Source organism: Pseudomonas sp. BIOMIG1BAC (genome assembly GCF_001705995.2).
GTDB lineage: Bacteria > Pseudomonadota > Gammaproteobacteria > Pseudomonadales > Pseudomonadaceae > Aquipseudomonas > Aquipseudomonas sessilinigenes.
Window position 1 is genome coordinate 529,216 of record NZ_CP049045.1, and the last position, 25,913, is coordinate 555,128.

Below are 25,913 nucleotides of genomic sequence, written 5' to 3' on the forward strand. Positions count from 1 at the left end.
TCCAGCATAGGTCTCAAACCAGCCCGCCGTTGGCCCGCAGCACCTGGCCGTTGATCCAGCCGGCCGCGGGGCTGGCCAGGAAGGCGACGATGGCGGCGATGTCCTGTGGCTGGCCCAGGCGCTCCAGGGGCGGCAGCTTGGCGAAGTGCTGCACCTGCTCCTCGCTCTTGTCCTGCAGGAACAACTCGGTGGCCACCGGCCCCGGCGCCACGGCGTTGACCCGGATGTTGCGCCCGCGCAGTTCCTTGGCGAATACCCGGGTCATGGATTCCACCGCGGCCTTGCTGGCGATGTACACCGCGTAGCCGGGCAGGTCGAGGCCTACGGTGCTGCTGGAGAAGTTGACGATGGAACCGCCCTGGTTGAGGCGCGTGGCCGCCTCGCGCAAGGCATTGAAGGTGCCCCGGGTGTTGATGGCGAAGGTGCGCTCGAACAACTCGTCGCTGTGCTCGGCCAGGGCCTGGACCTTGAGGATGCCGGCGTTGTTGACCAGCACATCGACCTTGCCCAGCTGGGTTTCGGTGGTTTCGAACAGTTGGCGTACCTGGGTGGCGTCGGCCACGTCGGCCTTGACTGCGATGGCCTGGTACCCGGCCTGGCGCAACTGCACCACCAACCGCGAGGCCTCCTCGGCGTTGCTGGCGTAGTTGATCGCCACGGCATAGCCGTCGGCGGCCAGTTGGCGGGCGATGGTGGCGCCGATACCGCGCGAGGCTCCGGTGACGATCGCGACTTTTCTGGGTTGAACGGTCATGGTGAGTATTCCTGGGCAAGTGTGGCGGTGATGGGATGTGGCGCAGGTTCACCGATTTACCCCTGTGGATAAATGCGCCAGAGTTGCCTTGACTGTTCAAGCAACGCCAACAATCTCGCCTACGGAGCGGCCTGTGGATCAAGTCAAAGCGATGAAAGTGTTCGTGCGGATCTACGAGCGCAGCAGCTTCACCCTGGCCGCCGAGGACTTGAACCTGCCCCGGGCGACCCTGACCCACACCCTCAACCAGTTCGAGGCCTGGCTCGGCACCCGGCTGCTGGAGCGCAGTACCCGGCGGGTACGGCCGACCCTGGACGGCGAGGCCTATTACCCGCGCTGTGTGCAATTGCTGGCGCAGTTGGAAGAGGCCGAGCTGGCGTTTCGGGCGGTGCAGCCCAAGGGCCGGTTGCGGGTCGACATGCATGGCACTCTGGCTGGGCATTTCGTAATCCCGCGCCTGGGGCAGTTCATGCAGAGTTATCCACAGATCGAACTGGCCCTCAGCGAGGCCGATCACTTCGTCGACCTGATCGCCGAAGGGGTGGATTGCGTGCTGCGGGCCGGCACCCTTGGCGACTCCACGCTGGTCGCCCGGCGGGTGGCGAACCTGGCCCAAGTGACATGCGCCAGCCCCGCCTACCTGGCGCGTCATGGCGAGCCCAGGAGCCTGCAGGACCTGCCCCGGCACCGAGCGGTGAACTATGTCTCGCGCAGTGCCGGCGGCCCGTTGCCCTTCGAGTTCATGGTGGCTGGCGAGCGGCGTGAATTGGCCATCGACGGCGCGCTCTCGGTGTCCGGTGCCCAGGTCTACGGCGCTGCGGCCCTGGCCGGGCTGGGCATCATCCAATGCCCGCGCTACCACGTGGCCGATTCCCTGGACCGGGGGTTGATGCGCGAGATCCTGGTGGACACCCCGCCACCGCCAATGCCGGTATCGGTGGTCTACCCCCACAACCGCCAGCTTGCGCCACGGGTGCGGGTGTTCGTCGACTGGCTGGCCCAGGTCTTCGCCGAAGCCGGCTGACCCACTGCCGCGCTTCCAGGCGCCTAGAGCGCCCCTTCCTCAGGCCCGTCACGGGCTGTTTTTTCCTGCCGACGGTGGCTGCCGCGGCCCGGGCAGGAGTGGTTTTTGCCGTCTATAACCAATGGATGCGAGCTGCCTGATGCCGATCGGTTAAGGCAATGGCAGGAGCGAGGCTTGCCCGCGATGGGCTTCAGGGCGTTGGTTTTATCCAGTCAATACGCGCAACCGTTAACGACCATCGTGAGCAATCGAGCGTCGAGCGGCTGCTCCCACAAGGGATCAGCTCGCTTGACCGACTGGCGTATGGCTTTCGACGAATTTTTTGTGCACTGCAAGTGAGTGTCAGCGACTGCGAGCCCTGGGTATTTCTCCACGACCGTTGTTGGCGGCGGCTTTTGCCTCAGGGGCCGGTGTGGCCACTTTTGAGCATCGTTCAGGGGGTAAAAAGGCAAATTGCCATTAGCTACTGAGGACGATTTCGTATTGTGCTACGTGGTACGTAATTAATTTCTTTTGCGCTGTTTGGTGTGATTCTTCGATCCGTCGATTTCAAGGGTGTGCGATCTGGGTTTCGTGGTATGAAGCGCCAGCCATTACGCCTCGCTCAATTTGCTTCATGGGGTTTTCGTCCAGTAAGTACTGGGTTTCTCGCTACTGTATGAAGCTTGGGCCTGATGCTCCGTGGGCAAGCACTTTTTGGCTGAAAACTGAGCAAAAGGTTGTTTTTTAACGATTTTATAGTACGAAATTAAGTATGAATTCAGTATGAAATACGGCATTTCATATCGTTTCAGGTTTGCGGAACTGCCAGGAACCGGGTGGTTCACAACAACAGGGGGAGGCTGGCCGTTGCGCCAGCCGCCATGCCGGAACCGGCCATCCAGAGGTGGCCCCAGTCCAGATGAGGATTCGATGAATTATTCAGCTGCTGAACATCGCTACGATTCCATGCCCTATCGCCGGGTCGGCCGCAGTGGCCTGGTGCTGCCGGCCCTGTCCCTGGGGTTGTGGCACAACTTCGGCGACAGCACGCCGATCGATACCCAGCGCGCCTTGCTGCGCACGGCCTTCGACCTGGGCATCAACCATTTCGACCTGGCCAACAACTACGGCCCACCCTATGGCAGCGCCGAGATCAACTTCGGCCGCCTGCTGCGCGAGGATTTTCGGGCCTATCGCGACGAACTGATCATTTCCAGCAAGGCCGGTTGGGACATGTGGCCTGGGCCCTACGGCCAGGGCGGCGGCTCGCGCAAGTACGTGCTGGCCAGCCTCGACCAGAGCCTGCAGCGCATGGGCCTTGAGTATGTGGATATCTTCTATTCCCACCGCTTCGACCCGGACACGCCCCTGGAGGAAACCGCCAGCGCCCTGGCCAGCGCGGTGCAGCAGGGCAAGGCGCTGTACATCGGTATCTCCTCCTACTCCGGAGCGAAGACTCGGGAGATGGCGGCCTTGCTCAAGGAGTGGAAGGTGCCGCTGCTGATCCACCAGCCGGCCTACAACATGCTCAATCGCTGGGTGGAAAGGGACCTGCTGGAGACCACCGAGGAGCTCGGCGTGGGGGTGATCGCCTTCACCCCGCTGGCCCAGGGGCTGCTCACCGACAAGTACCTGGACGGCATTCCCGAGGATGCGCGGGTCAACCGCCCTGGCGGCGGGTCATTGCAGGCCTCTCACTTGTCCGAGACCAACATCGCCCATGTGCGCGCCCTCAACGATATCGCCCGGAATCGTGGGCAGAGCCTGGCCCAGCTGGCCCTGGCCTGGACCCTGCGCGATTCGCGGGTCACCTCGGCCCTGATCGGCGCCAGCCGGCCGGAGCAGATCATCGAGAACGTCGGGGCCTTGCAGAACCTGGGCTTCAGCGTGGAGGAGCTGGCGGAAATCGATCATTTCGCCCGGGAAGGGCGGATCAACCTGTGGGAAAAACCTTCCACCGCCGAGTAGTGTGTACCGCCGCCAGGGCCATGGTCCTGGCGCCCATTGCCGGTCGCCTGGAGCATGGCGGCCGGCAGTGGGGGTGAGCTTCACTGGCTGTTGGCGCTGACCTTGAGTTCGGCGTGGGCATCACCTGCGTTGCGCTGCTGGGGGGCGTCCAGGTCGACCTTGGCGATCACCGACAGGCCCGGTCGCAGCCGTTCCAGGCCAGGCTGGTCGGCATCGAAGCGGATGCGCACCGGCACCCGCTGGACGATCTTGGTGAAGTTGCCGGTGCCCGGCTCGAAGGGCAGCAGGGCGAAGGTCGAGCCCGAGCCCGGGGCCAGGCTTTCCACGGTGCCGGTCATGCTGACTCCCGGCAGGGCGTCGATCTTGATGCGCGTTGGCTGGCCCGCAAGCATGTGCTGGGTCTGGGTCTCCTTGAAGTTGGCCAGGACATAGAGCTCGTGCAGCGGGACCAGGGTCAGCAGGCGTGAACCGGGTTGTACGTAGTCCCCCACCTGGACCTGGCGATTACCCACGGTGCCGTCCATGGGCGCGTAGACCGTGGTGTGGCTCTGGTCCTGGCGCGCCAGCTCCAGCCGGGCCTGGGCGCTCACCACCTTGGCCTTGGCCATTTGTAGCTGCGCCTGCAGGCGCTCGCGCTGGGCCGAGGTCACGGCCAGATCGTTCTCCGCCACTTGCAGCATGGCCTGGGCATGGGCGTGGTTCTGCTGCGCGGAAATTGCCTGGGTGCTGTATTTCTCCACTTCGTTGCGGGCCACGGCGCCGGTGGTGACCAGGGTATCGAAACGATTGCGCTCGTCTCCGGCGCGCCTGGATTCGGCCTGGGTGGCACGGATCGAGGTACGGGCCGCCAGTACCCGGGTGCCGGCCAGGCGCTGCTCGGCGTCCTGGATCGCCAGCGCTGCCTCGGCCAGGGCGACCTGGGCCTGGCTATCGGCCAGGTCACCGGTGGCCAGGGTCACCCGGCTGTCGAATTCCTCGCTGTCGATGCGGACCAGGGGCTGCCCGGCGCTGACGCTCTGGTGATCCTTGACCAGCACCGCGGTGACCAGGCCATGGATGCGTGGAGCGACGGACGTCGCGTCGGCGGCGACATAGGCGTCGTCCGTGGATTCGCTCGATGGCGCTGTCAGTACCCAGCCTGCGCCAACGGCCACCAGGCTGAGGGCGATGGCCCCGGCGACCAGGGGGCGCCTCGAGCGTTTGCGCGGCGTCTGCGTCGCTTGGGCGGCTTGCAGAATGGCGTTCTGGGCCTGGGTGCTTTGCTCCATGTTGAAACTCCGCGGGGATTTAAATTACGATCATAATATTCACATGATGGTTGCAATGCCATAGGGAGATATCCACATGACGACCAGCGCATCCGCTCTCCCTGACAGGGGCCCGCAGGCCCGTCCGCACTCCACCCGTCGCAAGTTCCTGACCTTCACGGTCATGGCTTTCGGCATGTTCATGGCGCTGATCGACATCCAGATCGTGGCGGCCTCGCTCAATGACGTACAGGCCGGGCTCAGTGCCGGCCCCGATGAAGTGAGCTGGGTCCAGACGGCCTATCTGATCGCCGAGCTGATCATGATTCCGTTCTCCGCCTTTCTCGCCCAGGCGCTCTCCACTCGCTGGCTGTTCTGTGCCAGCGCGGCGCTCTTCACCTTGTTCAGCGTCGGTTGTGGCATGGCCTGGAACATCGAGTCGATGATCGTGCTGCGGGCACTGCAAGGCTTTACCGGCGGCGCCATGGTGCCCACGGTATTCGCCGTGGGGTTCGTGCTGTTCGAGGGCAAGCAGCGGGCGCTGGTGCCGGCCATCCTCGGCATGACCGCGGTCCTGGCACCGACCCTGGGCCCCACGGTGGGTGGGCTGGTGACCTATTACCTGGACTGGCGCTGGATCTTCTTCATCAATGTGTTGCCGGGGCTTTTGATCTGTATCGGTGCGGCGTTGCTGATCGATGTGGACCGTCCCGAGCCGTCCCTGCTGCGTCGTATCGACTGGCTGCATTTCACGGCCATGGCCCTGGCCCTGGGGTGCTTCGAATACGTACTAGAGGAGGGGCCGCGCAAGGACTGGTTCGGTGATACCGGGATCGTTATTGCCGCCTGGGTTGCCCTGGTGTCCTTCGGTTTGTTCATCGAGCGTTCGCTGTATTCGAGCAACCCGGTCGTCTCGTTGCGGCCGTTCCGGGACCGGACCTTTGCCATCGCCTGCCTGCTCAACCTGGTGATCGGCTTCGGCCTGTACTCCTCGACTTACCTGGTGCCGGTGTTCCTCGGGCGGGTACGCGGCTTCGACAGCCTGGAGATCGGCACCACGGTATTTGTGGTGGGCATCGGGCAGTTGGTCAGTACCATCGTCGCCGCCCGGGCGTCGGAGAAGGTCGATTTGCGCCTGATCCTCTCGGTGGGGTTTCTTGGCTTGGCCCTGAGCCTGTGGTTGACCTCGAGGATCACCTCGAACTGGGGATTCGATGAGTTGCTGGTGCCCCAGGTCGCGCGCGGGCTGTTCCTGATGCTGTGCATCGTGCCCAGCGTCAACATGGCCTTGGGGTCATTCCAGGGTGCGCAGTTGCGCCAGGCTTCCGGGCTGTTCAACCTGATGCGCAACCTGGGTGGGGCGATTGGTATCGCTACCGTCAACACTTGGCTGCAGGACGATGCTAGGGCCCAAGTCCTGCATCTTTCCGAGTCCCTGGGCAACAAGGCGGTGACGGCCCAGGAAGTGATGGGGCAATTGGCATCGAAAATCGGTGCGCAAGTCACGGATTCCAGCCAGGCGTTGCTGATGGCCCAGGGGCTTTTCGGCCGGTTGGTGGGGCGCGAGGCGCTGACCCTGGCATTTGGAGATGTGTTTCGCCTGATGGCGATGATGTTCGTGGTGGCGCTGCTGCTGGTGCCGCTGTGCCGGGGGCCTGCGTCCAGTACTGCCCGCGCCGGTGACGCCGCATGAGCGGGAGGGGTCAGGTGATCGGCGACCCGGCCCGCGCCTTGCGCAACTGGCTGGGGGTACAGCCCATGTTTTTCCACATCAACCGGCGTAGGGCCGTGGAGTCGGAGTATCCGACCTTGAATGCAATGTCCTCGATGCTCATATGAGTGGTTTCCAACAGGCTCTGGACATGCTGCAGGCGAACTTTCTGGATGAACGCCATGGGCGATTTTCCTGTGGCATTGCGAATCCTGCGGGACAGGGTTTTTTCGGTGATGGCCAGGTGTTCGGCAATGGCCTTGAGGGATGGAACTTCCGGGAGGCAATCCTCGATGAACTTCTCCAGCATCAATACTTCACGGTTGTCTGTCTGCAAGTTGGACAAGGCCATGTAGTGATATTGCGCCGGACGGTCGTCTATAAGTAAGTAGCGCATGATGGATTCGGCAATCTGGTTGCCCATGCAGTCGCGCACTATATAAAGCATGAGATCCATCTGTGACATTCCGGCGCCGGAAGTTATTATGTTTCCATCATGTACGAGCATGCGCTTGGTATCGAGCGTGGTGCCGGGATAGTTCTGTTCGAAGGCCTCATATAGTTGCCAATGCGTGGTCACTATCCGCTCTTGCAGGATACCCGCCTCGGCCAACACGAAAACCGCAGAGCAGGAGGCGGCGAGCGGTTTTCCCTGGCGCTGGAATTCCTGCACCAGCTTGACCAGTTTGCGGATATCGCCGTGTCCGAGTCGGTTGCGCAGGTCGGCGGGAAGCGACCGACCGCTTTGGCGCGGCTCCTGGTGGCGTCCGAACGAATCGAGTTCCGCGGTGTTCTCAAGGCCCAGCCCGGGCACCACCAGCATGCTGCTTTCCAGGGCTTTGGCCTGTTCCAGCGGTACGGCCTGCAGGTGCATGCCATTTCTCATGCGAACTGACTCGGCGCTGCCGACAATCTGCCAGGTAATGGTTGGACGACCCATGGCTTCGGCGACCTGGTTGGCCGTGCGCAACACATCCAGTGTGATTGCCAGGCTCGACCCCATGGCGCCTTCGAGTGCGACGAGGGTGAGTGTCGCCATGTCCATTTTCTCCCGGTAAGTGTCCATTCATGCATTAGTAAAATATACAAGCAGGTGGCAGACTTAACAATATAAATACTTGTTGTCGTGGCTGTACTAAGTTTGCGGTCGAGACGAGTTCTGGGTTGTTTTATTTGCTCTGTTTTTTGGAGTTTTAGATACTTTTAAAACTAATCGATCGAGGTCGAATGTTTAAGGGGTTTCTGAGTTTTCGGCTGCGCGTGATGCTGAAAGTTGTATTTGCAAAACCCAGATATATGTTTTCAGGCAGCAAGTCTCGGGATCTACAGTTCTCGGGCTGGCTGCCCTGTTCCAGGTTCCGGATGCCTGGCAGGTTCAATAAGGGCAACAAGGAGGTGGAATATGGATTATCCCGATCATTGGTACCAGGAAACCCAGTACGACCATGACATCTACGTGATGGTCATCAAGGAGCCGGTGCCGCCGGACTTCTGCCAGCAGCGTTCGGAACCCAAGTTCAGCTATGTCGGGCGGTTGGTCGGGCATGGCCAGCACCCGAGTTTTTCGTTGCATTTCGTTTGCCCACCCTACGGCAACGACTACCCCTCCCATGAGGCGGCATTGCAGGCTGGCCTGGCCCATTCCCGGGCGCTGATCGAGCATTGGTGCGGGCGACCACGCAAATTGCCTGTACCGGGTTCGCGCTGGATAGCGACGCCCTTGATGATCTAGCCCATTGCGCTCGGTGTCGGACACCGGCTACGTGCACCCAGGAGAAATCAACAGATGACGATCCAGGAGCGAATTCCCAGCGCTGCCGGCAACCGGCGTGGCCGTCTCGGGCCAGCGCTTTTCAAGGGCATCTACCACATGGTCCTGGGTGCGCTGCGCAGCAGTTTCTGGCTCGGCTCGCGTCTGTTTCCCCGGTATGCGGCACAACGGGCGCTGAAGATATTCACGACCCCACAGCGGCTGCGCCGAGATTTCCCGCAGGCCCTGGCCGGGGCCACGCTAACGGACCTGGAGACTGCCGAGGGCCGCTTGCGCTGCTTCCACTGGGCGGCGCCGCAACCCCGGCGGCGAGTGGTGCTGGTCCATGGTTGGAGTGGCGCCAGCAGCCAATGGCAGCACCTGGTTCCGTTGCTGCTGGAGCGGGGGTGCGAGGTGCTGTCCTTCGATTGCATCGGCCATGGCTACAGTGGCGGCCGCCAGGCATCGCTGCCGACTTTCGTCAGCATGCTCGAGCAGGTCCAGCAGCGGTTGGGCCCCTTCGATACGGTGGTCGGGCATTCCCTGGGCGCAGCGGGTGTCGGCTATGCCTTGAGCACCGAGGCCGGCAAGGATTTCAAGCGAGCGGTATTGCTGGCCGCACCGGCAGACATCGAAGACGTCGTTCGCCGGTTCGCGGCCTTTCTCTGGATTGGCGATGCTGCCAGGCAACGCATGCAGCGCCTGGTCGAACAGCGCTACCGCAAGGACATGGGCAGCCTGGCGGTCAGCCGCTATGGCCACCGACTGGAGATTCCGGTGCTGCTGGTCCACGACCGGCATGACCAGGAGGTTCCGATAGGCGACTTGCAGTCCTTCGCCCGGGAGCTGGCACATCGGCAAGTCTTGCAGACCTCGGGGCTTGGCCACCTGAAGATTCTCAAGGACCGGGCGACCCTGGACGCCGTGGTGGATTTTGTGTGTGCACAGGATGACAAGCGATGAGTGAAACCTACGATGTGATCGTGATTGGCGCCGGTCCCGGCGGCTACGTAGCGGCGATCCGGGCTGCGCAACTGGGACTCAAGACGGCTTGTATCGAGCGCTACAAGGGCAAGGACGGCAAGACCGCCCTGGGTGGTACCTGCCTGAACGTGGGGTGCATTCCCTCCAAGGCGCTGCTCGACAGCTCTCATCACTACTACGAGGCGCGCCACGGCTTCGAGGTGCACGGCATCGGCATCGGCAACCCGCAGATCGACGTGGCAACGATGCTGGCGCGCAAGGACAACGTGGTGCGCAACTTCAATGGCGGCATCGCCTCGCTGTTCAAGGCCAATGGCGTGACGCTGCTGGAAGGCCACGGCAAGCTGCTGGCCAACAAGCAAGTGGAGGTCATTGCCGCCGACGGCAGCACCCAGCACATCAGCGCCGAGCACGTCATCCTGGCCCCTGGTTCGCGCCCGATCGACATCCCGGCGGCGCCCCTGACCGGCGAGGTGATCGTCGACTCCACCGGCGCCCTGGAATTCACCTGCGTGCCCAAGCGCCTCGGTGTGATCGGCGCCGGGGTCATTGGCCTGGAACTGGGTTCAGTGTGGGCCCGCCTGGGCGCCGAGGTGACGGTGCTCGAAGCCCTCGACAGCTTCCTGCCGGCGGTGGATGCACAGATCGCCAGGGAAGCGCAGAAGATCCTCGGCAAGCAGGGCCTGGATATCCGCCTCGGCGCCCGGGTGACCGCTTGCGAGGTGCAGGGCGATAGCGTCAAGGTCAGCCTGACCGAGGCTGGCGAGGACAAGCAGCAGACCTTCGACCGGCTGATCGTCGCCGTTGGCCGGCGCCCCTTGACCACCGACCTGCTGGCCGCCGACAGCGGGGTGCAACTGGACGAGCGTGGTTTCATCCATGTCGACGGCCAGTGCCTGACCAGCGTTCCCGGGGTGTATGCCATTGGTGATGTGGTGCGCGGGCCGATGCTGGCGCACAAGGCTTCGGAAGAGGGCGTGATGGTTGCCGAAAGCCTTGCCGGGCATTCGCACCCGCTCAACTACGAGCTGATTCCCTCGGTGATCTACACCCACCCGGAAATCGCCTGGGTCGGCCAGACCGAACAGGCGCTCAAGGCTGCGGGCGTCGAGCTGAACATCGGCACCTTCCCCTTCTCCGCCAGCAGCCGGGCCATGGCGGCCAACGACACGGCCGGGCTGGTCAAGGTGATCGCCGATGCCGGCACCGACCGGGTGCTGGGCGTGCATGTGATCGGGCCAGGCGCCGCGGAGCTGGTCCAGGAAGGCGCCATCGGCATGGAGTTCGGCACCAGCGCCGAAGACCTGGGGATGATGGTGTTCTCCCATCCGACCCTGTCCGAGGCCCTGCATGAGGCGGCGCTGTCGGTGAATGGCCAGGCCATCCATATCGGCAACCGCAAGAAGAAACCGGCCGCCAGCGCCAACTAGCGAGCCGTACCCGGCCCCGTGGTTCAGCGGGGTCGGGACCTGTCAGCGCCGCCGCGTTTCAGCGGAAGAACGGCGCATCCCCGAGAATGGTCGCGCGCTGCATTACCCGGCGCTGTGGACGGTAGTCGTCCACCGCGTAGTGCTGGGTCACGCGGTTGTCCCAGAACGCCACGTCGTTTTCCTGCCAGCGCCAGCGAATGGTGAACTCCGGGCGGGTGGCGTGGGCGAACAGTAGCTTGAGAATGGCCTCGCTCTCGCTGTCCGACAGTTCGTTGATCCGGGTGGTGAAGCCATCGTTGACGAACAGCGACTTGCGCCCGCTCACCGGATGGGTGCGGATCACCGGGTGCGACAGCGGTGGGTTCTTGCGCCGGGTTTCTTCCCAGCGCGCCAGGTCTTCGGGGGTATTGCCGAAGCGTTCCAGAGGGAACGACTTGATGAACTCGTGGGTGGCGGTCAGGCCCTGCAGCAGGTTCTTCATGGGTTCCGACAGGGCCTCGTAGGCGGCGATGCCGCTGGCCCACAGGGTGTCGCCGCCGAACTTGGGCAGCAGCTTGGCGCTGAGCACCGCGCCCAGTGCCGGGGTCGGCAGGAAGGTGACGTCGGTGTGCCAGATGGCGTTGTCGCGCACGTCGGTCTCGGCGGTGTCGAGGATCAGCACTTCCGGTTGTTCCGGTACGTTGGGGTAGATCGGGTGGATGTGCAGGTCACCGAAGTTGGCGGCAAAACGCGCCTGCTGCTGCGGGGTGATCGGCTGGTTGCGAAAGAACAGCACCTGATGTTCGAGCAGGGCCCGCTCGATGGTGTCGCGCTGATTGTCGTCCAGGGGCTGGCTGATATCGATGCCGTCGATCTGCGCGCCGAGGGCGGAACTCAAGGGGGTGATGGTCAGGCTCATGCTGGCTCTCGTGTGCGGCGCCGAACGGTCGGCGTGGTCGGATTCGGTTTTATCGGTATCGATCTGAATGTTGCTGGATTCGTCCAAGGCTGCTCAGTGGCTCTGACCGTGCCAGGGCACCAGCTTGCGCTGCAGGGCCCGCAAGCCCATCTCCATGGCGAAGGCGATCACCGCGATCACCAGGATCCCCAGCACCACCACATCGGTGACCAGGAACTGCGCGGCGGACTGCACCATGAACCCCAGGCCGCTGGTGGCGGCGATCAGTTCGGCGGCCACCAGGGTCGACCAGCCCACGCCGAGGCCGATGCGGATTCCGGTAAGGATGTCCGGCAAGGCGCTGGGCAGGATCACATGGCGGATCAGCTGGACCCGGGTCGCTCCCAGGGACTGCGCCGCCCGCAGCTTGGCCGGGTCGACGGTGCGCACGCCGGTGGCGGTGGCGATGGCGATCGGGGCGAAGATCGCCAGGTAGATCAGCAGCACCTTGGACAGCTCGCCGATGCCGCACCAGATCACGATCAAGGGCAGGTAGGCCAAAGGCGGGATCGGCCGGTAGAACTCGATCAGCGGGTCGAGCACGCCCCGGGCGACGCGGTTGGCGCCGATGGCGATGCCCACCGGGATCGCCGTCAGCACCGCAAGGCTAAGGCCCAGGCCGATGCGTTGCAGGCTCGCGGCCAGGTGCTGCCACAAGGTGGCGTCCATGTAGCCGCTGGTGGCCAGCAACCAGCCCTTTTGCACCACGGCCCCAGGCGAGGGCAGGAACAGCGGTTCCACCAGGCCGCTGGCGGTGACCGCCCACCACAGCGCCAGCAGGCCGACCAGGGTCAGCACGCTGATCCAGCGGGTGCTCAGGCTGCGCCGCGCCGGCAATGGCCTGGAGTGGGCCTCGTGGCTGGCGGTGGCGGGAATCTCGTAGCTGCTCATGGGCGCTCCTGCTGCGGGCTGCTGCGTTGGGAGAACACCCGCGCCAGCACGTGCTCGCGGGTTTCGATGAAGCGTGGATCGGACTTGATCGCCCGGGCCGACTCGCCGGCGGCATACCGCTGGCCGAAGTCCAGGTGCAGGCGCTCGACGATCTGGCCCGGATTGGGCGCCAGGAGAATCAGGTCGGTGGCCAAAAACACCGCTTCCTCGATGTCGTGGGTGATCAGGAACACCGGCTTGGCGGTGCGTCGCCAGACTTGCAGCAACAGCTCCTGCATCTGCTCGCGCGTGAAGGCGTCCAGGGCACCGAAAGGCTCGTCCATCAGCAGCAGCCGTGGATCGGCGGCCAGGGCACGGGCCAGGCCGACACGTTGCTTCTGGCCCCCGGAGAGCTGCCAGATGCGGCGTTTGTCGAAACCGGCCAGGTCCACCAGGGCGAGCATCTCCCGGGCCCGGGCTTCGCGCTTGTCGCGGGCCACACCAGCCAGCTCCAGGCCGAAGGCGACGTTGGCCAGCACGTCCTGCCAGGGCAGCAGGGCATCGTCCTGGAACACCACGCCGCGCTCGGCGCCAGGGCCTTGCACCGGCACGCCATCGAGGCTGATGCGCCCGGCGCTGGGCGCGACGAAACCGGCGATCAGGTTGAGCAGCGAAGTCTTGCCGCTGCCGGAGGGGCCCAGGGCGACCAGCAGTTGCTGTGGCCCCAGGGTCAGGGAGATATCGGCCAGCACCGGTTCGGCGGCGCCGGGGTACTGTGCGCTGATGCGCTCCAGTTGTAGCAAAGCCATGACAGCTGTCTCCTTTGCGAACCCGCAGCCTCAGTTACTGATGAACCGGGCGCTGACGTAGGGGGCGTAGTCGGGCAGCACGGCTTCGACCTTGCCTTGTTCCTTGAGGAATACCGCGGTGTCGGTGATGGCCTTGGTGGTCGGCGCGCCGAGGCTGGCGACCTGGTCGGCGGCCAGCGGGTAGACGTTGCCTTGCAGCAGCAGGGGAATGTCGCCGGCCTTGGCTCCGGAGAGCTTTACCAGCTTGTCGACGTTGCCCGGGTTGGCCAGCCAGGCTTGCGGATCCTTGCGGTAGTCGGCGTAGGCATCCAGGGTCACCTTGGCGAAAGCGCTGACGATTTCCGGGTGCTTCTGGGCGAAATCCTTGCGCACGATCCAGGCGTCGAAGGTCGGCGCGCCGGATTTGGCCAGCTCGCCCGAGGTGATCAGCACCTTGCCGTTTTCCTTGGCCACGCCCAGGGCCGGGTCCCAGACGTAGGTGGCGTCGATGTCACCGCGCTTCCAGGCGGCGATGATCGCCGGCGGCGCCAGGTTGAGTACCTGGACCTTGGCCGGGTCGATGTTCCAGTGCTTGAGCGCCGCCAGCAGGCTGTAGTGGCCGGTGGAGACGAAGGGCACGGCAATCTTCTTGCCCACCAGGTCCTGGGGCGTATTGATCCCGGAGCCGTCACGGGCCACCAGGGCCTCGGCAGCACCGATCTGGGTGGCAATCAGGAAGGTTTCCACCGGCACCTTGCGAGTGACGGCGGCGGTCAGTGGGCTGGAGCCCAGGTAGCCGATCTGCACGTCACCGGAGGCGATGGCGGCAATGACGTCGGCGCCGTTGTCGAACTTGCGCCAGTTGATGCTGGCCTGGGTGGCTTTTTCGTAGCTGCCGTCGGCCTGGGCGACCTTGGCCGGGTCGACGGTGGTCTGGTACGCGACGGTGAGATCGGCCGCCTGGGCAAGGAAACTCGCTGCGGCCAGGGAGGCGGCCGCCAGGAGGCGAAGGGGGAAATGCAGTTTCACGATGAAGCTCCTCATAGGCGGCCGTTGATCGGCGTGGGAGGAGCCTAAATGATCTAAGAATTATAAAATAAATAACGTTTTAGAATTAGCTTAGAAAGAGAGAACGAGTTGAAGAGGGGAAGCGCGGGCAAGTCGCATCGCCGCCCGCTCGCTCCTACAGCGATGGTGCTGTGTAGGAGCGAAGCTCAGGCAGCGCGGTGTGTCTATCAGTTGCTGATAGCCAGGATGCTGGCCTGGTAGGCGCCGACGAAGACGTCGAAATCGCCCACTTCGTTCTGTTCCAGCTCGACCTGCTGTTCCAGGGACTTGCGCGCCGTCTCTTCGAACGCCGCTTGTTCTTCCTTGGCCAGGGCCTGGCTGCGGAAATGCTCGGCGTGGGCCAGGCTCTGGCGCAGGGAGAACTGGCTGAAGCTTTCCTTGCACTCGGTCATGGTTGCCAGGACCTGGGCCGAAGGCGTCAGGGACGAGTCCTTGACCTTGGCCAGCTGGGCGTCCAGCGCCTTGCTGTGCTCATCGCTGCCATGGCTCTGATCGAGCAGAGCGGCCAGCGGGGCGATGCCCTCCAGCAGCTCGGCGGCCCACTCCTTCATGTCCACCGCTTGCCCGCGGCGTTGCAGCTGCAGGCCAGGGCGCCGGCCTTCCTTGACCACGCTGAGGAAGTTCGAGGTGGCGTTGCCGCACTCGTTGTTCTCGAACAGCGGGCTGTCGTTGAGTGCGCAATACAGCAGGAAGGCGTCGAGGAAGCGGGCTTCCTGCACGTCGATGCCCAGGGGCATGAACGGGTTGATGTCCAGGCAACGCACTTCGACGTACTGGATGCCGCGGGCCATCAGCGCCTGGATCGGCCGTTCGCCGGTGTAGGTCACGCGTTTGGGGCGGATGTTGGAGTAGTACTCGTTTTCGATCTGCAGGATGTTGGTATTGAGCTGGACCCACTCGCCGTCCTTGTGGGTGCCGACTTCCACGTAGGGGGCATAGGGCGTGGCCACCGCCTTGCGCAGGCTGTCGGTGTAGCTGTTCAGGTCGTTGTAGCAGGGGGTCAGCCCAGCCTGGGCCTTGCTCTGGTAGCCCAGGTCGCTCATGCGCAGGCTGGTGGCGTAGGGCAGGTACAGGGTCTCGGCGTCGAACTGCTCCAGCTGGTGCGAGCGGCCACGCAGGAAGCCGGCGTCCAGGGCCGGGGAGGCGCCGAACAGGTACATCAGCAACCAGCTGTAGCGGCGGAAGTTGCGGATCAGTGCGATATAGGCCGCGGACTGGTAGTCACGGTCGGTGCCGGTGAAGCCCTCGGCCTGCTTGAGCAGCGGCCACAGCTGTTCCGGCAGGGAGAAGTTGTAGTGGATCCCGGCGATGCACTGCATGGTCTTGCCGTAGCGCAGGGCCAGGCCCTTGCGGTACACATACTTGAGCTGGCCGATGTTGGAGGTGCCGTAGTAGGCGATCGGGATGTCTTCCTCGGCCGGCAACGGGCACGGCATCGATGGACTCCACAGGTACTCGTTGCCGAGCTTGCTGTAGGCGAAGCGATGGATCTTGTCGAGGCTGGCCAGGGTATCCGCCGGGTCCTTGAGGGCCGGGGTGATGAACTCCAGCAGCGACTCGGAGTAGTCGGTGGTGATCTGTTCGTTGGTCAGCGCGGAACCCAGTTCTTCCGGGTGCGGGGTCTGGGCCAGGCGGCCTTCGCCGGTGACCCGCAGGCATTCACGTTCGATGCCGTGCAGGCACTGCTCGAGCAGGGAGAGGTTAGCGCGCTCGCCGAGCAGGGCCAGGCGGCGGTTGAGAAGTTCGCTCAAGTTGGATTCCTTCACGCGTCAGTCGCCCCAATATGGGGGTGGGCAGGACGGTCTACAAGGGTGAAGTTAAAACTGGCGTTTTCGCCTGGTTTTTGAGTCAAGCCGACTCGCTTGAAAACGCCAATCCTTCATCCCTGAATCTGGCTTTAGCGCGGGCAAGAAACTCCGACGCCGCTTTCGCAGCGCCGAAATTAACCCAATTCGATGACAGGCAGCTACAGGACTGCGAAGGTGCCTTGTGCTTTTGCGACCAGTTTATCGCCCTGGATCACATCCGCCTCGACCACCAGGGTGCGGCGGCCGGGGTGGATCACCTTGGCCCGGCACAACACCTCGCCCTCGGCCACGGCGCGGATGTAGTTGATCTTGCACTCGATGGTGGCGCTCTGCTGGTCGAAGCCATGGGTGCTGGAGCAGGCCAGGCCCATGGCAATGTCCACCAGGCTGAAGATCGCCCCGCCGTGGAGCTTCTGCCCGCGATTGCGCAATGGCGGGGTCAGCTCCAGGGCCACGTCCGCCTCGCCCACCTCCAGGCGTTGCAGGCGGCAGCCGAGCAGTTGGCTGAAGGCGCTCTCGGTCAGGCCGGCTGGAATCTCCATCAGCGCTTCTTCAACTGCTTGGCGTTGGCGAACAGCGAGGCCATGGCGTTGTTGGTCGGCGCCGCAGCGGTGGTTTCCTTGCGTGGTGCGTTGCCCTGGGAGGAGCGCGGCGCCGAACCTGGGCGGGAGCCACGGGCACCGTCGATCTTCTCGCCCGGGGTGTCGCTCATGCGCATCGACAGGCCCACGCGCTTGCGTGGGATGTCCACTTCCATGACCTTGACCTTGACCACGTCGCCGGCCTTCACCGCTTCACGCGGGTCCTTGATGAACTTCTCCGACAGCGCCGAGATGTGCACCAGGCCATCCTGGTGCACACCGATGTCGACGAAGGCACCGAAGTTGGTGACGTTGGTCACCACGCCTTCGAGGATCATCCCCAGTTGCAGGTCCTTGAGGTCTTCGACGCCTTCCTGGAACTCGGCGGTCTTGAACTCGGGACGCGGGTCGCGGCCGGGCTTGTCCAGTTCCAGGAGGATATCGGTGACGGTGGGCAGGCCGAAGGTCTCGTCGGTGAACTTCGATGGATCGAGGCGCTTGAGGAAACCGCTGTCGCCGATCAGCGAGCGGATGTCGCGAGCGGTATCGGCGGCGATGCGCTGCACCAGCGGATAGGCTTCCGGGTGCACCGCGGAGGCGTCCAGCGGGTTGTCGCCGTTCATCACGCGCAGGAAGCCGGCGGCCTGTTCGAAGGTCTTTTCACCCAGGCGGGCGACTTTCTTCAGGGCGGCGCGGGTCTTGAAGGCCCCGTGTTCGTCGCGGTGGTTGACGATGTTCTGCGCCAGGGTCGCGTTGAGACCGGAGATGCGTGCCAGCAGGGCCACGGAGGCAGTGTTGACGTCGACGCCCACGGCGTTCACGCAGTCTTCCACTACCGCGTCCAGGCCACGGGCCAGTTTCAGCTGCGACACGTCGTGCTGGTACTGGCCGACACCGATGGACTTCGGATCGATCTTCACCAGTTCGGCCAGCGGGTCCTGCAGGCGACGGGCGATGGACACCGCGCCACGGATCGACACGTCCAGGTCCGGGAACTCCTTGGCCGCCAGCTCCGAGGCCGAGTACACCGAGGCGCCAGCTTCGGAGACCATGACCTTGGTCATGCGCATGGCTGGGTATTTCTTGATCAGGTCGGCGGCCAGCTTGTCGGTCTCGCGGCTGGCGGTGCCGTTGCCGATGGCGATCAGGTCCACCGAGTGCTTGGCGCACAGGGCGGCCAGGGTGGCGATGGTCTGGTCCCACTTGTTATGCGGCACGTGGGGGTAGACGGTGGCGTGGTCCAGCAGCTTGCCGGTGGCGTCCACTACCGCCACCTTGCAGCCGGTGCGCAGGCCCGGGTCCAGGCCCAGGGTGGCGCGTGGGCCGGCCGGGGCGGCCAGCAGCAAGTCGTGCAGGTTGTGAGCGAAGACGTTGATCGCCTCGGTCTCGGCGCCGTCGCGCAGCTCGCCCAAGAGGTCGGTCTCCAGGTGGGTGTAGAGCTTGACCTTCCAGGTCCAGCGCACCACTTCGCCGAGCCACTTGTCGGCCGGGCGGTTCTGGTTTTGGATGCCCACATGCTGGCCGATCATGCCTTCGCAGGGGTGCATGGTGCCTGGTAGCTCGTCGCCGACCTTCAGCGCGGAGCTGAGGATGCCTTCGTTGCGCCCGCGGAAGATCGCCAGGGCGCGGTGCGACGGCATGCTCTTGAGCGGTTCGTCATGTTCGAAGTAGTCGCGGAACTTCGCGCCTTCTTCTTCCTTGCCAGCCACCACGCGGGCGCTGAGGGTGGCTTCCTGCTTGAGGAAGGTGCGCAGCTTGTCCAGCAGGCTGGCGTCTTCGGCAAAGCGCTCCATGAGGATGTACTTGGCGCCTTCCAGGGCGGCCTTGATGTCGGCCACGCCTTTTTCCCCATCGACGAAGCGCGCGGCTTCGGCTTCCGGAGCCAGGCTCGGGTCGTTGAACAGGCCGTCGGCCAGTTCGCCCAGGCCGGCTTCCAGGGCGATCTGGCCCTTGGTGCGGCGTTTTTGCTTGTACGGCAGGTAGAGGTCTTCGAGGCGGGTCTTGGTGTCGGCCAGCTTGATCTCGCGGGCCAGTTCCGGAGTCAGTTTGCCCTGCTCCTCGATGCTGGCCAGGATGCTGGTGCGGCGATCGTCCAGCTCGCGCAGGTAGCGCAGGCGCTCTTCCAGATGACGCAGTTGGGTGTCATCGAGGCTGCCGGTGACTTCTTTACGGTAACGGGCGATGAAGGGCACGGTGGAGCCTTCATCCAATAGGGCTACGGCCGCTTCGACCTGTTGTGGGCGTACACCGAGTTCCTCGGCAATGCGGCTGTTGATGCTGTCCATAAAACCACCTGACAAATATGTGAAAGCAGGCTCGCGGGAACGAAAAAAGACCCGGCGAGTCTGGTTGAGCGGCTTGGTTCGCGCCGCCACCTGGATCAAAAGGCTGCCTGTTGACCCCTGTAATCGTGGAAATACTGCCGGCCGGGGCAAATAAACAAGCCGACGCAGGGTACCGATCAGAGACTGCCCAACACAAAAGGCGGCGCATTATACCCACCTGCGGGACGATCGCCGACCTCAGGCCGACAGCGGGTTTGCTGGCGATAGAGGAAAAATCTGCTAACAATGCACACGGTGCGTATAACGGCAGCTACGCCATAATGCGCACCGAGATTAGAGGAGCATCCAATGAGCAGCACTGCACAAACTGCTGAAGGCGAAAAAATTCTTATTGTTGACGATGACCCAGGGTTGAGCAGCCTGCTGGAGCGTTTCTTCGTCAGCAAGGGCTACCGTGCCCGCGCAGTCCCGAACACTGAGCAAATGGACCGCCTGCTGGGTCGCGAAGTGTTCAACCTGGTCGTCCTGGACCTGATGTTGCCTGGCGAGGATGGCCTCACCGCCTGCCGCCGCCTGCGCGGCGCGAACAACCAGATCCCGATCATCATGCTGACCGCCAAGGGCGACGAGCTGAGCCGTATCAAGGGCCTGGAACTGGGCGCCGACGACTACCTGGCCAAGCCGTTCAACCCCGACGAGCTGATGGCCCGGGTCAAGGCCGTGCTGCGTCGCCAGTCGGCCCCTGTCCCCGGTGCCCCCGGCAGCGAAGACGAAAGCGTGACCTTCGGTGATTACGAGCTGTCCCTGGCTACCCGTGAGCTCAAGCGCGGCGACGAGGTGCACATGCTCACCACCGGTGAGTTCGCGGTACTCAAGGCGCTGGTGATGAATGCCCGCCAGCCGCTGACCCGCGACAAGCTGATGAACCTGGCCCGTGGCCGCGAGTGGGACGCCCTGGAGCGTTCCATCGACGTGCAGATCTCCCGCCTGCGCCGGATGATCGAGCCCGATCCTTCCAAGCCACGTTATATCCAGACCGTCTGGGGCGTGGGTTATGTGTTCGTGCCGGATGGCACAGCGACCAAGTGATCGGTGATTTGTAGGAGCGAGCGCCCGGGCCCTGGTCCGGGCGTTCGCATTCCGCAACGCTGCGAGCGCGACTCGCTCCTGCAAAGTGTGTATTGGCTGTCATGAAAACTCCGCTGTGGTTCCCCCAGAGTTTCTTCTCCCGCACCCTGTGGCTGGTGCTGATCGTGGTGCTGTTCTCCAAGGCATTGACCCTGGTTTATCTGCTGATGAACGAGGACGTGCTGGTGGACCGGCAGTACAGCCATGGCGTGGCCCTGACCTTGCGTGCCTACTGGGCCGCGGATGAATCCAATCGCGACCAGATCGCTGAAGCCGCTGGCCTGATCAAGGTGATCGGCAGCGGCGTGCCGGCCGGTGAACAGCATTGGCCGTACAGTGAGATCTACCAGCGGCAGATGCAGGCGGAGCTGGGGGCCGACACCGAGGTACGGCTACGCATGCACGCTCCGCCGGCACTCTGGGTCCGGGCACCGAGCCTGGGCGATGGCTGGCTCAAGGTGCCGCTGTACCCACACCCGTTGCGCGGCCAGAAGATCTGGAGCGTGCTGGGCTGGTTCCTGGCCATCGGCCTGCTGTCCACCGCATCGGCGTGGATCTTCGTCAGCCAGCTTAATCAGCCGCTCAAACGCCTGGTCTACGCCGCCCGGCAACTGGGCCAGGGGCGTAGCGTGCGCTTGCCCATCAGTGACACCCCGAGCGAGATGACCGAGGTGTATCGCGCCTTCAACCAGATGGCCGAGGATGTGGAGCAGGCCGGTCGCGAGCGCGAGCTGATGCTCGCCGGGGTCTCCCACGACTTGCGCACGCCATTGACCCGCTTGCGCCTGTCATTGGAGCTGATGGGCGATCACACCGAACTGACCGATGACATGGTGCGTGACATCGAGGACATGGACGCCATCCTCGACCAGTTCCTGGCGTTCATCCGCGATGGCCGCGACGAGTCGGTGGAAGAGGTGGACCTGAACGAGCTGGTGCGGGAAGTGGCGGCGCCCTACAACCAGAGCCAGGAGCGAGTGCGCCTGCGACTGGAGCCGATCCAGCCGTTCCCCCTGCGTCGGGTATCGATGAAGCGCCTGCTCAACAACCTGATCGGCAACGCCCTGAACCATGCCGGGACGGACGTGGAAGTCGCCGCCCACTTGTCGGGCGACGTCAGCGCGCCCTATGTGGTGCTGAGCGTGATGGACCGTGGCGCGGGGATCGACCCTTCGGAGTTGGAGGCGATCTTCAACCCCTTCACCCGTGGCGACCGTGCCCGGGGTGGCAAGGGCACGGGCCTGGGGCTGGCTATCGTCAAGCGAATCGCCGCCATGCATGGCGGTAACGTCGAGCTGCGCAACCGCCCGGACGGCGGGCTGGAAGCGCGGGTAAGGCTGCCGCTGGGCCTGCTGCTGCCACGTGATGCGGATTAGCAGCAGCGACCAGTTTCAAGCGGCAAGCTCTTACCTTGCCGCTTGAAGCTCGCCGCTTGTAGTTGTCTTTAGCCTTTGCCCTTGGTGCGGGTCATGTTCGGCCCGCCGTTCTTCTCGATGTGCTCGATGATGATCCCCGCCACGTTCTTGCCCGTGGTGGTCTCGATGCCTTCCAGGCCTGGGGAGGAGTTGACCTCCATCACCAGCGGCCCGTGATTGGAGCGCAGGATATCCACCCCGGCCACGCTTAGGCCCATGACCTTGGCCGCCCGCAGTGCGGTCATGCGTTCTTCCGGGGTGATCTTGATCAGGCTGGCGCTGCCACCGCGATGGAGGTTGGAACGGAACTCGCCCGGCTTGGCCTGGCGTTTCATCGCGGCGATTACCTTGTCGCCTACCACGAAGCAGCGGATATCGGCTCCACCGGCTTCCTTGATGTACTCCTGGACCATGATGTTCTGCTTCAGGCCCATGAACGCCTCGATCACCGACTCCGCCGCAGTGGCGGTTTCGCACAGCACCACGCCGATGCCCTGGGTGCCTTCCAGCACCTTGATCACCAGTGGCGCGCCGTTGACCATCTCGATCAGGTCGGGAATGTCGTCCGGGGAGTGGGCGAAGCCGGTCACGGGCAGGCCGATGCCACGCCGCGACAGCAGTTGCAGCGAGCGCAGCTTGTCCCGGGAGCGGGCGATGGCCACCGACTCGTTGAGGGGAAACACCCCCATCATCTCGAACTGGCGCAGGACCGCGCAGCCATAGAAGGTCACCGAGGCGCCGATCCGCGGGATCACTGCGTCGAAGCCCTCCAGGGGCTTGCCGCGATAGTGGATTTGCGGCTTGTGGCTGGCGATGTTCATGTAGGCGCGCAGGGTGTCGACCACTACCATTTCATGGCCGCGCTCGGTGCCGGCTTCGACCAGGCGGCGAGTGGAATACAGACGCGGGTTACGCGACAGCACAGCGATCTTCATGCAGCACCTGTGGCAGAGGTAGTGGATACCGGGAACACCGGTTTGTCTTGTACGTATTTGTTGCCCGGATTGACCACCAGTTGGCCGTCGATCAGGGCCTTGGAGCCCAGCAGCAGGCGGTAGCGCATGGCCTTGCGGCAGGCGAGGGTGAACTCCACTCGCCATACGTGATCGCCCAGGGCCAGGGTGGTGCTGATCACATAGCGGACCTGGGCCTGGCCGTTGGAACTCTTGATGGTCTTCATCGCCACCAGCGGTGCCTCGCAACGTCGATGGCGCAATTGCACCACGCTGCCCAGGTGGGCATTGAAGCGGACCCACTGTTCACCATCGCGCTCGAATGGCTCGATTTCAGTGGCATGCAGGCTTGAGGTGCTGGCCCCGGTGTCGATCTTGGCGCGCAGTCCGGCGACTCCCAGATCGGGAAGCGCCACCCACTCGCGCAGGCCGACAACGGTCAAATGGTCAAAGGTCTTCAATAAGGAACGTCCATAGTTGGCCGGTACTGGCCCAGGTCGCAACCTGGGCCAGGGTTCTGAAACAGCTCCGGCGCAGTACCGATACTGCGCCGGATGAATCCATGCTTGCCGGGAGCGCCCGGCTCGATAGCGCTGGCGGGCATCTTCGGCGATGACTTTAGCTGCCGACTCCGCATAGATTGTGACAGTCGTGCAGCATGTCCTCGGGCGCCGAGCCGGTGCCATCGGCCGAGTTCGCGGTATTCACGCAGAATCGGCGGTAAATGGCGACCGTTATCTCGGTGCCGGTTCCCAAGGGGCAACCTGAGGTATTTTAGGTGAGCGGCAAGGTTTATGAGAGCCCTCGTTCGGGCTGTACCGTTGCGATTTTTTTCACCAAGAGGAACTCCAGTGGCACACAAGCAGGAACAGCAAGAAGAGGACAAGGTCCGTCTGGACAAATGGCTCTGGGCAGCACGCTTCTACAAGACCCGTGCCTTGGCCAAGGCGGCCATCGAGAGTGGCAAGGTGCATCACCGTGGCGAGCGTTGCAAACCGGGCAAGGAGCCGCGTATCGGTGATGAGTACGAGATTCGTACCGGCTTCGACGAACGCACGGTACAAGTCCTGGCCTTGTCCATCGTGCGTCGCGGAGCACCCGAAGCGCAGGCGCTCTATGCCGAGACCGAGGCCAGTATCGCCAAGCGCGAAACGGCCGCGGCCCAGCGCAAGGCGGGCGCCTTGGGTGTGAGTACCGATGGCAAGCCGACCAAGAAACAGCGCCGGGACTTGTTCAAGTTCCACGGCAGCGCTCACGACTGATGCATGGCGCGGCCGCTTGCCCGCGCTGTCCTCTGCGGCCGTTACCCGTTCGGCCTGCTCAGCGCAGCAGGCTGCTGGCGCGGACCACGCTCATGCTCGACAGCAGCGGTATCCGGTTCAGCAGGTTGAACAATGGTTGGGTCAGGCGCAGCAGGACGTTCGACATTCGCGCCGCATACGGGGTGTAGTAGCCCCAGCCCAGTGCCAGTACGGCGAGCAAGACGCCCCCGATGTAGTCGTCCTGGCCCCAATGGGCACCCGCTACCAGGCGCGGCAGCATGAACAGCAGGGTCAAGCCCCAGACCACCAGGAACTGGGTGATGCTGCGGCTGAAGACTCCCATGAACAGGCCCCAGATCAACAACACCGAGGCGTGGTCACCCGGGAAACTCTGGCTGGAGCGGTCCTTGAGTTCCCAGGTCTTTTCCCAGGTCGGGAAGTAGTCGCTCATGTGCACGGCCCCCTCCAGCACCATGGATGGGCTGTTGTGCTGCCAGTTCATGGCTGCCACCAACTTGGAAAACAGCGCGCGAATCACCACCATGAGAATCAGGATCGACAGGAAGCCGAAGAACGCACGGCGCACGTCCACGGCCTTGAATACCCAGTCACCGCGAATCAGCAGGCCGAGCATGATCAGGCCGACGACCACGTCGAACGGACGCAGGCTGGCCACGGCCCAGATGTGCAGCCAGGTGGAGTGGGTGGCAAGGGGAGTATTGAGGAGGCGGAACAGCCATTCGTCGAACATTACACAGAGCATCTGCCCGGTGGGCCATAACCAGAAACCCAGCAGGGCCAAAGGGAGTAGATTGCACAGGACCAGCTTGCCGAGGTTCCACCTTGCTTGGAACAAACCCGGATTGTTCATAAAATATCTCCAATCACCGCAAAAACTGCACCGTAATGGTGCGCAAAAATGCAATTTTCGGTGCTTGTAACCTTTTTGTCACCATTCAGATACCCAGACCTATGACTGATTTGCCGGATACCGACTTCACCCAACGCTTCATCTTTGATGAGAGCGATGCCCGTGGCGAACTGGTGGCGCTGGAGCGCAGTTACGCTGAAGTCCTCGCCAAACACCCCTATCCCGAGCCGGTGGCGCAACTGTTGGGCGAGCTGATGGCGGCGGCATCGTTGCTGGTCGGCACCTTGAAGTTCGACGGCTTGCTGATTCTCCAGGCCCGTTCCGAAGGTCCGGTACCCCTGCTGATGATCGAGTGCTCCAGCGAGCGTGAGATCCGCGGCCTGGCTCGTTATGACGCGGCGCAGATCGCCCCGGACGCGACACTGGCCGACCTGATGCCCAATGGTGTCCTGGCATTGACCGTGGACCCGACGCAAGGCCAGCGCTACCAGGGCATCGTCGACCTGGATGGGGCCACCCTGGCGGAATGCTTCACCAACTACTTCGTCATGTCCCAGCAAACCGGTACTCGGTTCTGGTTGTACGCCGATGGTCGCAATGCCCGGGGCCTGCTCCTGCAGCAGCTGCCGGCCGATCGCCTGCGTGACCCTGAAGAGCGCGAAGCCAATTGGCAGCACCTCACGGCACTGGCCAGCACCTTGACCGCCGATGAGCTGTTGAGCCTGGACAACGAAACCGTGCTCCACCGCCTGTACCACGAGGAGGCCGTGCGCCTGTTCGACGTGCAGCCCCTGCGGTTTCGCTGCAGCTGCTCGCGGGAGCGCTCGGGCAATGCCCTGGTCAGCCTGGGGCTGGAGGATGCCCAGAAGCTGGTGGTGGAGCATGGCGGCAGCATCGAGATCGATTGCCAGTTCTGCAACGAGCGTTATCTGTTCGATGCTGCTGATATTGCGCAATTGTTCGCTGGGGCAGGCGTCGAGTCACCGTCAGATACTCGTCACTAAAACGTTTCAGCTCAGGTAAATCACCTGGGGAACGCCGGAATTACGCCGTGCTGACGGGAGGACCCTACTATTTTTGGGCTTTTCTGGCATAAT

Annotated in this window: 23 protein-coding genes; 10 read left to right on the forward strand and 13 right to left on the reverse strand. The window is 63.6% G+C overall.

Annotated elements, in window-relative coordinates:
- Positions 1-13: 13 nt before the first annotated feature.
- Positions 14-754 (reverse strand): SDR family oxidoreductase, encoded by a 741-nt coding sequence (locus ATY02_RS02390; protein WP_068580147.1) that lies wholly within the window; start codon positions 752-754, stop codon positions 14-16.
- 133 nt (positions 755-887) lie between these two features.
- Here ATY02_RS02390 and ATY02_RS02395 point away from each other — a divergent pair, with 133 nt between their 5' ends.
- Positions 888-1,778 carry a LysR family transcriptional regulator gene (locus ATY02_RS02395; RefSeq protein WP_068580149.1) on the forward strand — a complete coding sequence of 297 codons (891 nt, stop codon included), beginning with the start codon at positions 888-890 and terminating at the stop codon, positions 1,776-1,778.
- Positions 1,779-2,690: 912 nt separating this feature from the next.
- Positions 2,691-3,728 carry an L-glyceraldehyde 3-phosphate reductase gene (gene mgrA, locus ATY02_RS02400; RefSeq protein ID WP_068580151.1) on the forward strand — a complete coding sequence of 346 codons (1,038 nt, stop codon included), beginning with the start codon at positions 2,691-2,693 and terminating at the stop codon, positions 3,726-3,728.
- Positions 3,729-3,808: 80 nt separating this feature from the next.
- Here mgrA and ATY02_RS02405 read toward each other — a convergent pair whose 3' ends face one another.
- Entirely contained in the window at positions 3,809-4,996 is a 1,188-nt protein-coding gene (locus tag ATY02_RS02405; protein ID WP_068580153.1) for an HlyD family secretion protein, read from the reverse strand.
- 76 nt (positions 4,997-5,072) lie between these two features.
- Between ATY02_RS02405 and ATY02_RS02410 the strand changes: the two genes are divergently transcribed.
- On the forward strand, positions 5,073-6,668 hold the full coding sequence (locus ATY02_RS02410) for a DHA2 family efflux MFS transporter permease subunit (RefSeq protein ID WP_068580154.1): 1,596 nt from the start codon (positions 5,073-5,075) through the stop codon (positions 6,666-6,668).
- A gap of 10 nt (positions 6,669-6,678) precedes the next feature.
- Here the strand turns inward: ATY02_RS02410 and ATY02_RS02415 are convergent, their stop codons facing one another.
- Positions 6,679-7,725, reverse strand: a complete 1,047-nt coding sequence (locus ATY02_RS02415) for a GlxA family transcriptional regulator (RefSeq protein WP_228022249.1) — start codon at positions 7,723-7,725, stop codon at positions 6,679-6,681.
- 363 nt (positions 7,726-8,088) lie between these two features.
- Between ATY02_RS02415 and ATY02_RS02420 the strand changes: the two genes are divergently transcribed.
- From ATY02_RS02420 to lpdA, 3 genes are read left to right on the forward strand one after another with little or no spacing between them, the layout of a single operon-like run.
- Positions 8,089-8,418, forward strand: coding sequence for a hypothetical protein (locus ATY02_RS02420; RefSeq protein WP_068580156.1), 330 nt, complete (start codon positions 8,089-8,091; stop codon positions 8,416-8,418).
- A gap of 54 nt (positions 8,419-8,472) precedes the next feature.
- Positions 8,473-9,399 (forward strand): alpha/beta hydrolase, encoded by a 927-nt coding sequence (locus ATY02_RS02425; protein ID WP_083235622.1) that lies wholly within the window; start codon positions 8,473-8,475, stop codon positions 9,397-9,399.
- Positions 9,396-10,850 (forward strand): dihydrolipoyl dehydrogenase, encoded by a 1,455-nt coding sequence (gene lpdA, locus ATY02_RS02430; RefSeq protein WP_068580157.1) that lies wholly within the window; start codon positions 9,396-9,398, stop codon positions 10,848-10,850. Before ATY02_RS02425 ends, lpdA begins: the two co-directional genes overlap by 4 nt.
- A 58-nt stretch (positions 10,851-10,908) precedes the next feature.
- Here lpdA and tauD read toward each other — a convergent pair whose 3' ends face one another.
- The 7 genes from tauD to ATY02_RS02465 form a co-directional block, all read right to left on the reverse strand.
- The gene (gene tauD, locus ATY02_RS02435) at positions 10,909-11,748 is read right to left on the reverse strand and encodes a taurine dioxygenase (RefSeq protein WP_068580268.1); all 840 of its coding nucleotides are present in this window, start codon (positions 11,746-11,748) and stop codon (positions 10,909-10,911) included.
- Positions 11,749-11,841: 93 nt separating this feature from the next.
- A complete protein-coding gene (gene tauC, locus ATY02_RS02440; protein WP_068580159.1) occupies positions 11,842-12,678 on the reverse strand; it encodes a taurine ABC transporter permease TauC in 837 nt (278 codons plus the stop codon).
- The gene (gene tauB / locus ATY02_RS02445; protein ID WP_068580161.1) at positions 12,675-13,466 is read right to left on the reverse strand and encodes a taurine ABC transporter ATP-binding subunit; all 792 of its coding nucleotides are present in this window, start codon (positions 13,464-13,466) and stop codon (positions 12,675-12,677) included. Before tauB ends, tauC begins: the two co-directional genes overlap by 4 nt.
- Before the next feature lie 30 nt (positions 13,467-13,496).
- Positions 13,497-14,474 (reverse strand): taurine ABC transporter substrate-binding protein, encoded by a 978-nt coding sequence (gene tauA, locus ATY02_RS02450; RefSeq protein ID WP_068580162.1) that lies wholly within the window; start codon positions 14,472-14,474, stop codon positions 13,497-13,499.
- A 206-nt stretch (positions 14,475-14,680) separates the two neighbouring features.
- Positions 14,681-16,264: a glutamate--cysteine ligase gene (gene gshA / locus ATY02_RS02455; RefSeq protein WP_068580168.1), complete on the reverse strand. Its 1,584-nt coding sequence runs from the start codon at positions 16,262-16,264 to the stop codon at positions 14,681-14,683.
- A 215-nt stretch (positions 16,265-16,479) separates the two neighbouring features.
- On the reverse strand, positions 16,480-16,863 hold the full coding sequence (locus ATY02_RS02460; RefSeq protein ID WP_068580171.1) for a PaaI family thioesterase: 384 nt from the start codon (positions 16,861-16,863) through the stop codon (positions 16,480-16,482).
- Positions 16,863-19,187, reverse strand: coding sequence for a Tex family protein (locus ATY02_RS02465; protein WP_068580173.1), 2,325 nt, complete (start codon positions 19,185-19,187; stop codon positions 16,863-16,865). The genes ATY02_RS02460 and ATY02_RS02465 overlap by 1 nt, the downstream gene beginning before the upstream one ends.
- A 348-nt stretch (positions 19,188-19,535) precedes the next feature.
- Here ATY02_RS02465 and ompR point away from each other — a divergent pair, with 348 nt between their 5' ends.
- Entirely contained in the window at positions 19,536-20,276 is a 741-nt protein-coding gene (gene ompR, locus ATY02_RS02470) for a two-component system response regulator OmpR (protein ID WP_022644207.1), read from the forward strand.
- 101 nt (positions 20,277-20,377) lie between these two features.
- Positions 20,378-21,691 carry an ATP-binding protein gene (locus ATY02_RS02475; protein WP_068580175.1) on the forward strand — a complete coding sequence of 438 codons (1,314 nt, stop codon included), beginning with the start codon at positions 20,378-20,380 and terminating at the stop codon, positions 21,689-21,691.
- A gap of 68 nt (positions 21,692-21,759) precedes the next feature.
- On the opposite strand, the gene rimK is transcribed toward ATY02_RS02475, so the two are convergent.
- Complete coding sequence (gene rimK, locus ATY02_RS02480) at positions 21,760-22,665, reverse strand: 30S ribosomal protein S6--L-glutamate ligase (RefSeq protein ID WP_007931744.1); 906 nt, start codon at positions 22,663-22,665, stop codon at positions 21,760-21,762.
- Positions 22,662-23,126 (reverse strand): ATP-dependent zinc protease, encoded by a 465-nt coding sequence (locus ATY02_RS02485; RefSeq protein WP_416220668.1) that lies wholly within the window; start codon positions 23,124-23,126, stop codon positions 22,662-22,664. The genes rimK and ATY02_RS02485 overlap by 4 nt, the downstream gene beginning before the upstream one ends.
- 408 nt (positions 23,127-23,534) lie before the next feature.
- On the opposite strand from ATY02_RS02485, the gene ATY02_RS02490 reads away from it, so the two are divergent.
- Positions 23,535-23,945, forward strand: a complete 411-nt coding sequence (locus ATY02_RS02490) for an RNA-binding S4 domain-containing protein (protein ID WP_068580178.1) — start codon at positions 23,535-23,537, stop codon at positions 23,943-23,945.
- A 58-nt stretch (positions 23,946-24,003) separates the two neighbouring features.
- Here ATY02_RS02490 and ATY02_RS02495 read toward each other — a convergent pair whose 3' ends face one another.
- A complete protein-coding gene (locus ATY02_RS02495; protein WP_068580180.1) occupies positions 24,004-24,816 on the reverse strand; it encodes a phosphatase PAP2 family protein in 813 nt (270 codons plus the stop codon).
- Positions 24,817-24,917: 101 nt separating this feature from the next.
- Between ATY02_RS02495 and hslO the strand changes: the two genes are divergently transcribed.
- A complete protein-coding gene (gene hslO / locus ATY02_RS02500) occupies positions 24,918-25,820 on the forward strand; it encodes an Hsp33 family molecular chaperone HslO (protein WP_068580182.1) in 903 nt (300 codons plus the stop codon).
- The last annotated feature ends 93 nt before the right edge of the window (positions 25,821-25,913 follow it).

Coding starts and splice junctions, on each gene's coding strand:
- ATY02_RS02410 (WP_068580154.1), top strand. CDS start 5,073: ATGACGACCAGCGCATCCGCTCTCCCTGACAGGGGCCCGCAGGCCCGT.
- ATY02_RS02420 (WP_068580156.1), top strand. CDS start 8,089: ATGGATTATCCCGATCATTGGTACCAGGAAACCCAGTACGACCATGAC.
- ATY02_RS02390 (WP_068580147.1), bottom strand. CDS start 754: ATGACCGTTCAACCCAGAAAAGTCGCGATCGTCACCGGAGCCTCGCGC.
- mgrA (WP_068580151.1), top strand. CDS start 2,691: ATGAATTATTCAGCTGCTGAACATCGCTACGATTCCATGCCCTATCGC.
- ATY02_RS02460 (WP_068580171.1), bottom strand. CDS start 16,863: ATGGAGATTCCAGCCGGCCTGACCGAGAGCGCCTTCAGCCAACTGCTC.
- ATY02_RS02425 (WP_083235622.1), top strand. CDS start 8,473: ATGACGATCCAGGAGCGAATTCCCAGCGCTGCCGGCAACCGGCGTGGC.
- ATY02_RS02405 (WP_068580153.1), bottom strand. CDS start 4,996: ATGGAGCAAAGCACCCAGGCCCAGAACGCCATTCTGCAAGCCGCCCAA.
- ompR (WP_022644207.1), top strand. CDS start 19,536: ATGAGCAGCACTGCACAAACTGCTGAAGGCGAAAAAATTCTTATTGTT.
- hslO (WP_068580182.1), top strand. CDS start 24,918: ATGACTGATTTGCCGGATACCGACTTCACCCAACGCTTCATCTTTGAT.
- ATY02_RS02415 (WP_228022249.1), bottom strand. CDS start 7,725: ATGGCGACACTCACCCTCGTCGCACTCGAAGGCGCCATGGGGTCGAGC.
- lpdA (WP_068580157.1), top strand. CDS start 9,396: ATGAGTGAAACCTACGATGTGATCGTGATTGGCGCCGGTCCCGGCGGC.
- ATY02_RS02465 (WP_068580173.1), bottom strand. CDS start 19,187: ATGGACAGCATCAACAGCCGCATTGCCGAGGAACTCGGTGTACGCCCA.
- tauC (WP_068580159.1), bottom strand. CDS start 12,678: ATGAGCAGCTACGAGATTCCCGCCACCGCCAGCCACGAGGCCCACTCC.
- tauB (WP_068580161.1), bottom strand. CDS start 13,466: ATGGCTTTGCTACAACTGGAGCGCATCAGCGCACAGTACCCCGGCGCC.
- tauD (WP_068580268.1), bottom strand. CDS start 11,748: ATGAGCCTGACCATCACCCCCTTGAGTTCCGCCCTCGGCGCGCAGATC.
- ATY02_RS02475 (WP_068580175.1), top strand. CDS start 20,378: ATGAAAACTCCGCTGTGGTTCCCCCAGAGTTTCTTCTCCCGCACCCTG.
- ATY02_RS02495 (WP_068580180.1), bottom strand. CDS start 24,816: ATGAACAATCCGGGTTTGTTCCAAGCAAGGTGGAACCTCGGCAAGCTG.
- rimK (WP_007931744.1), bottom strand. CDS start 22,665: ATGAAGATCGCTGTGCTGTCGCGTAACCCGCGTCTGTATTCCACTCGC.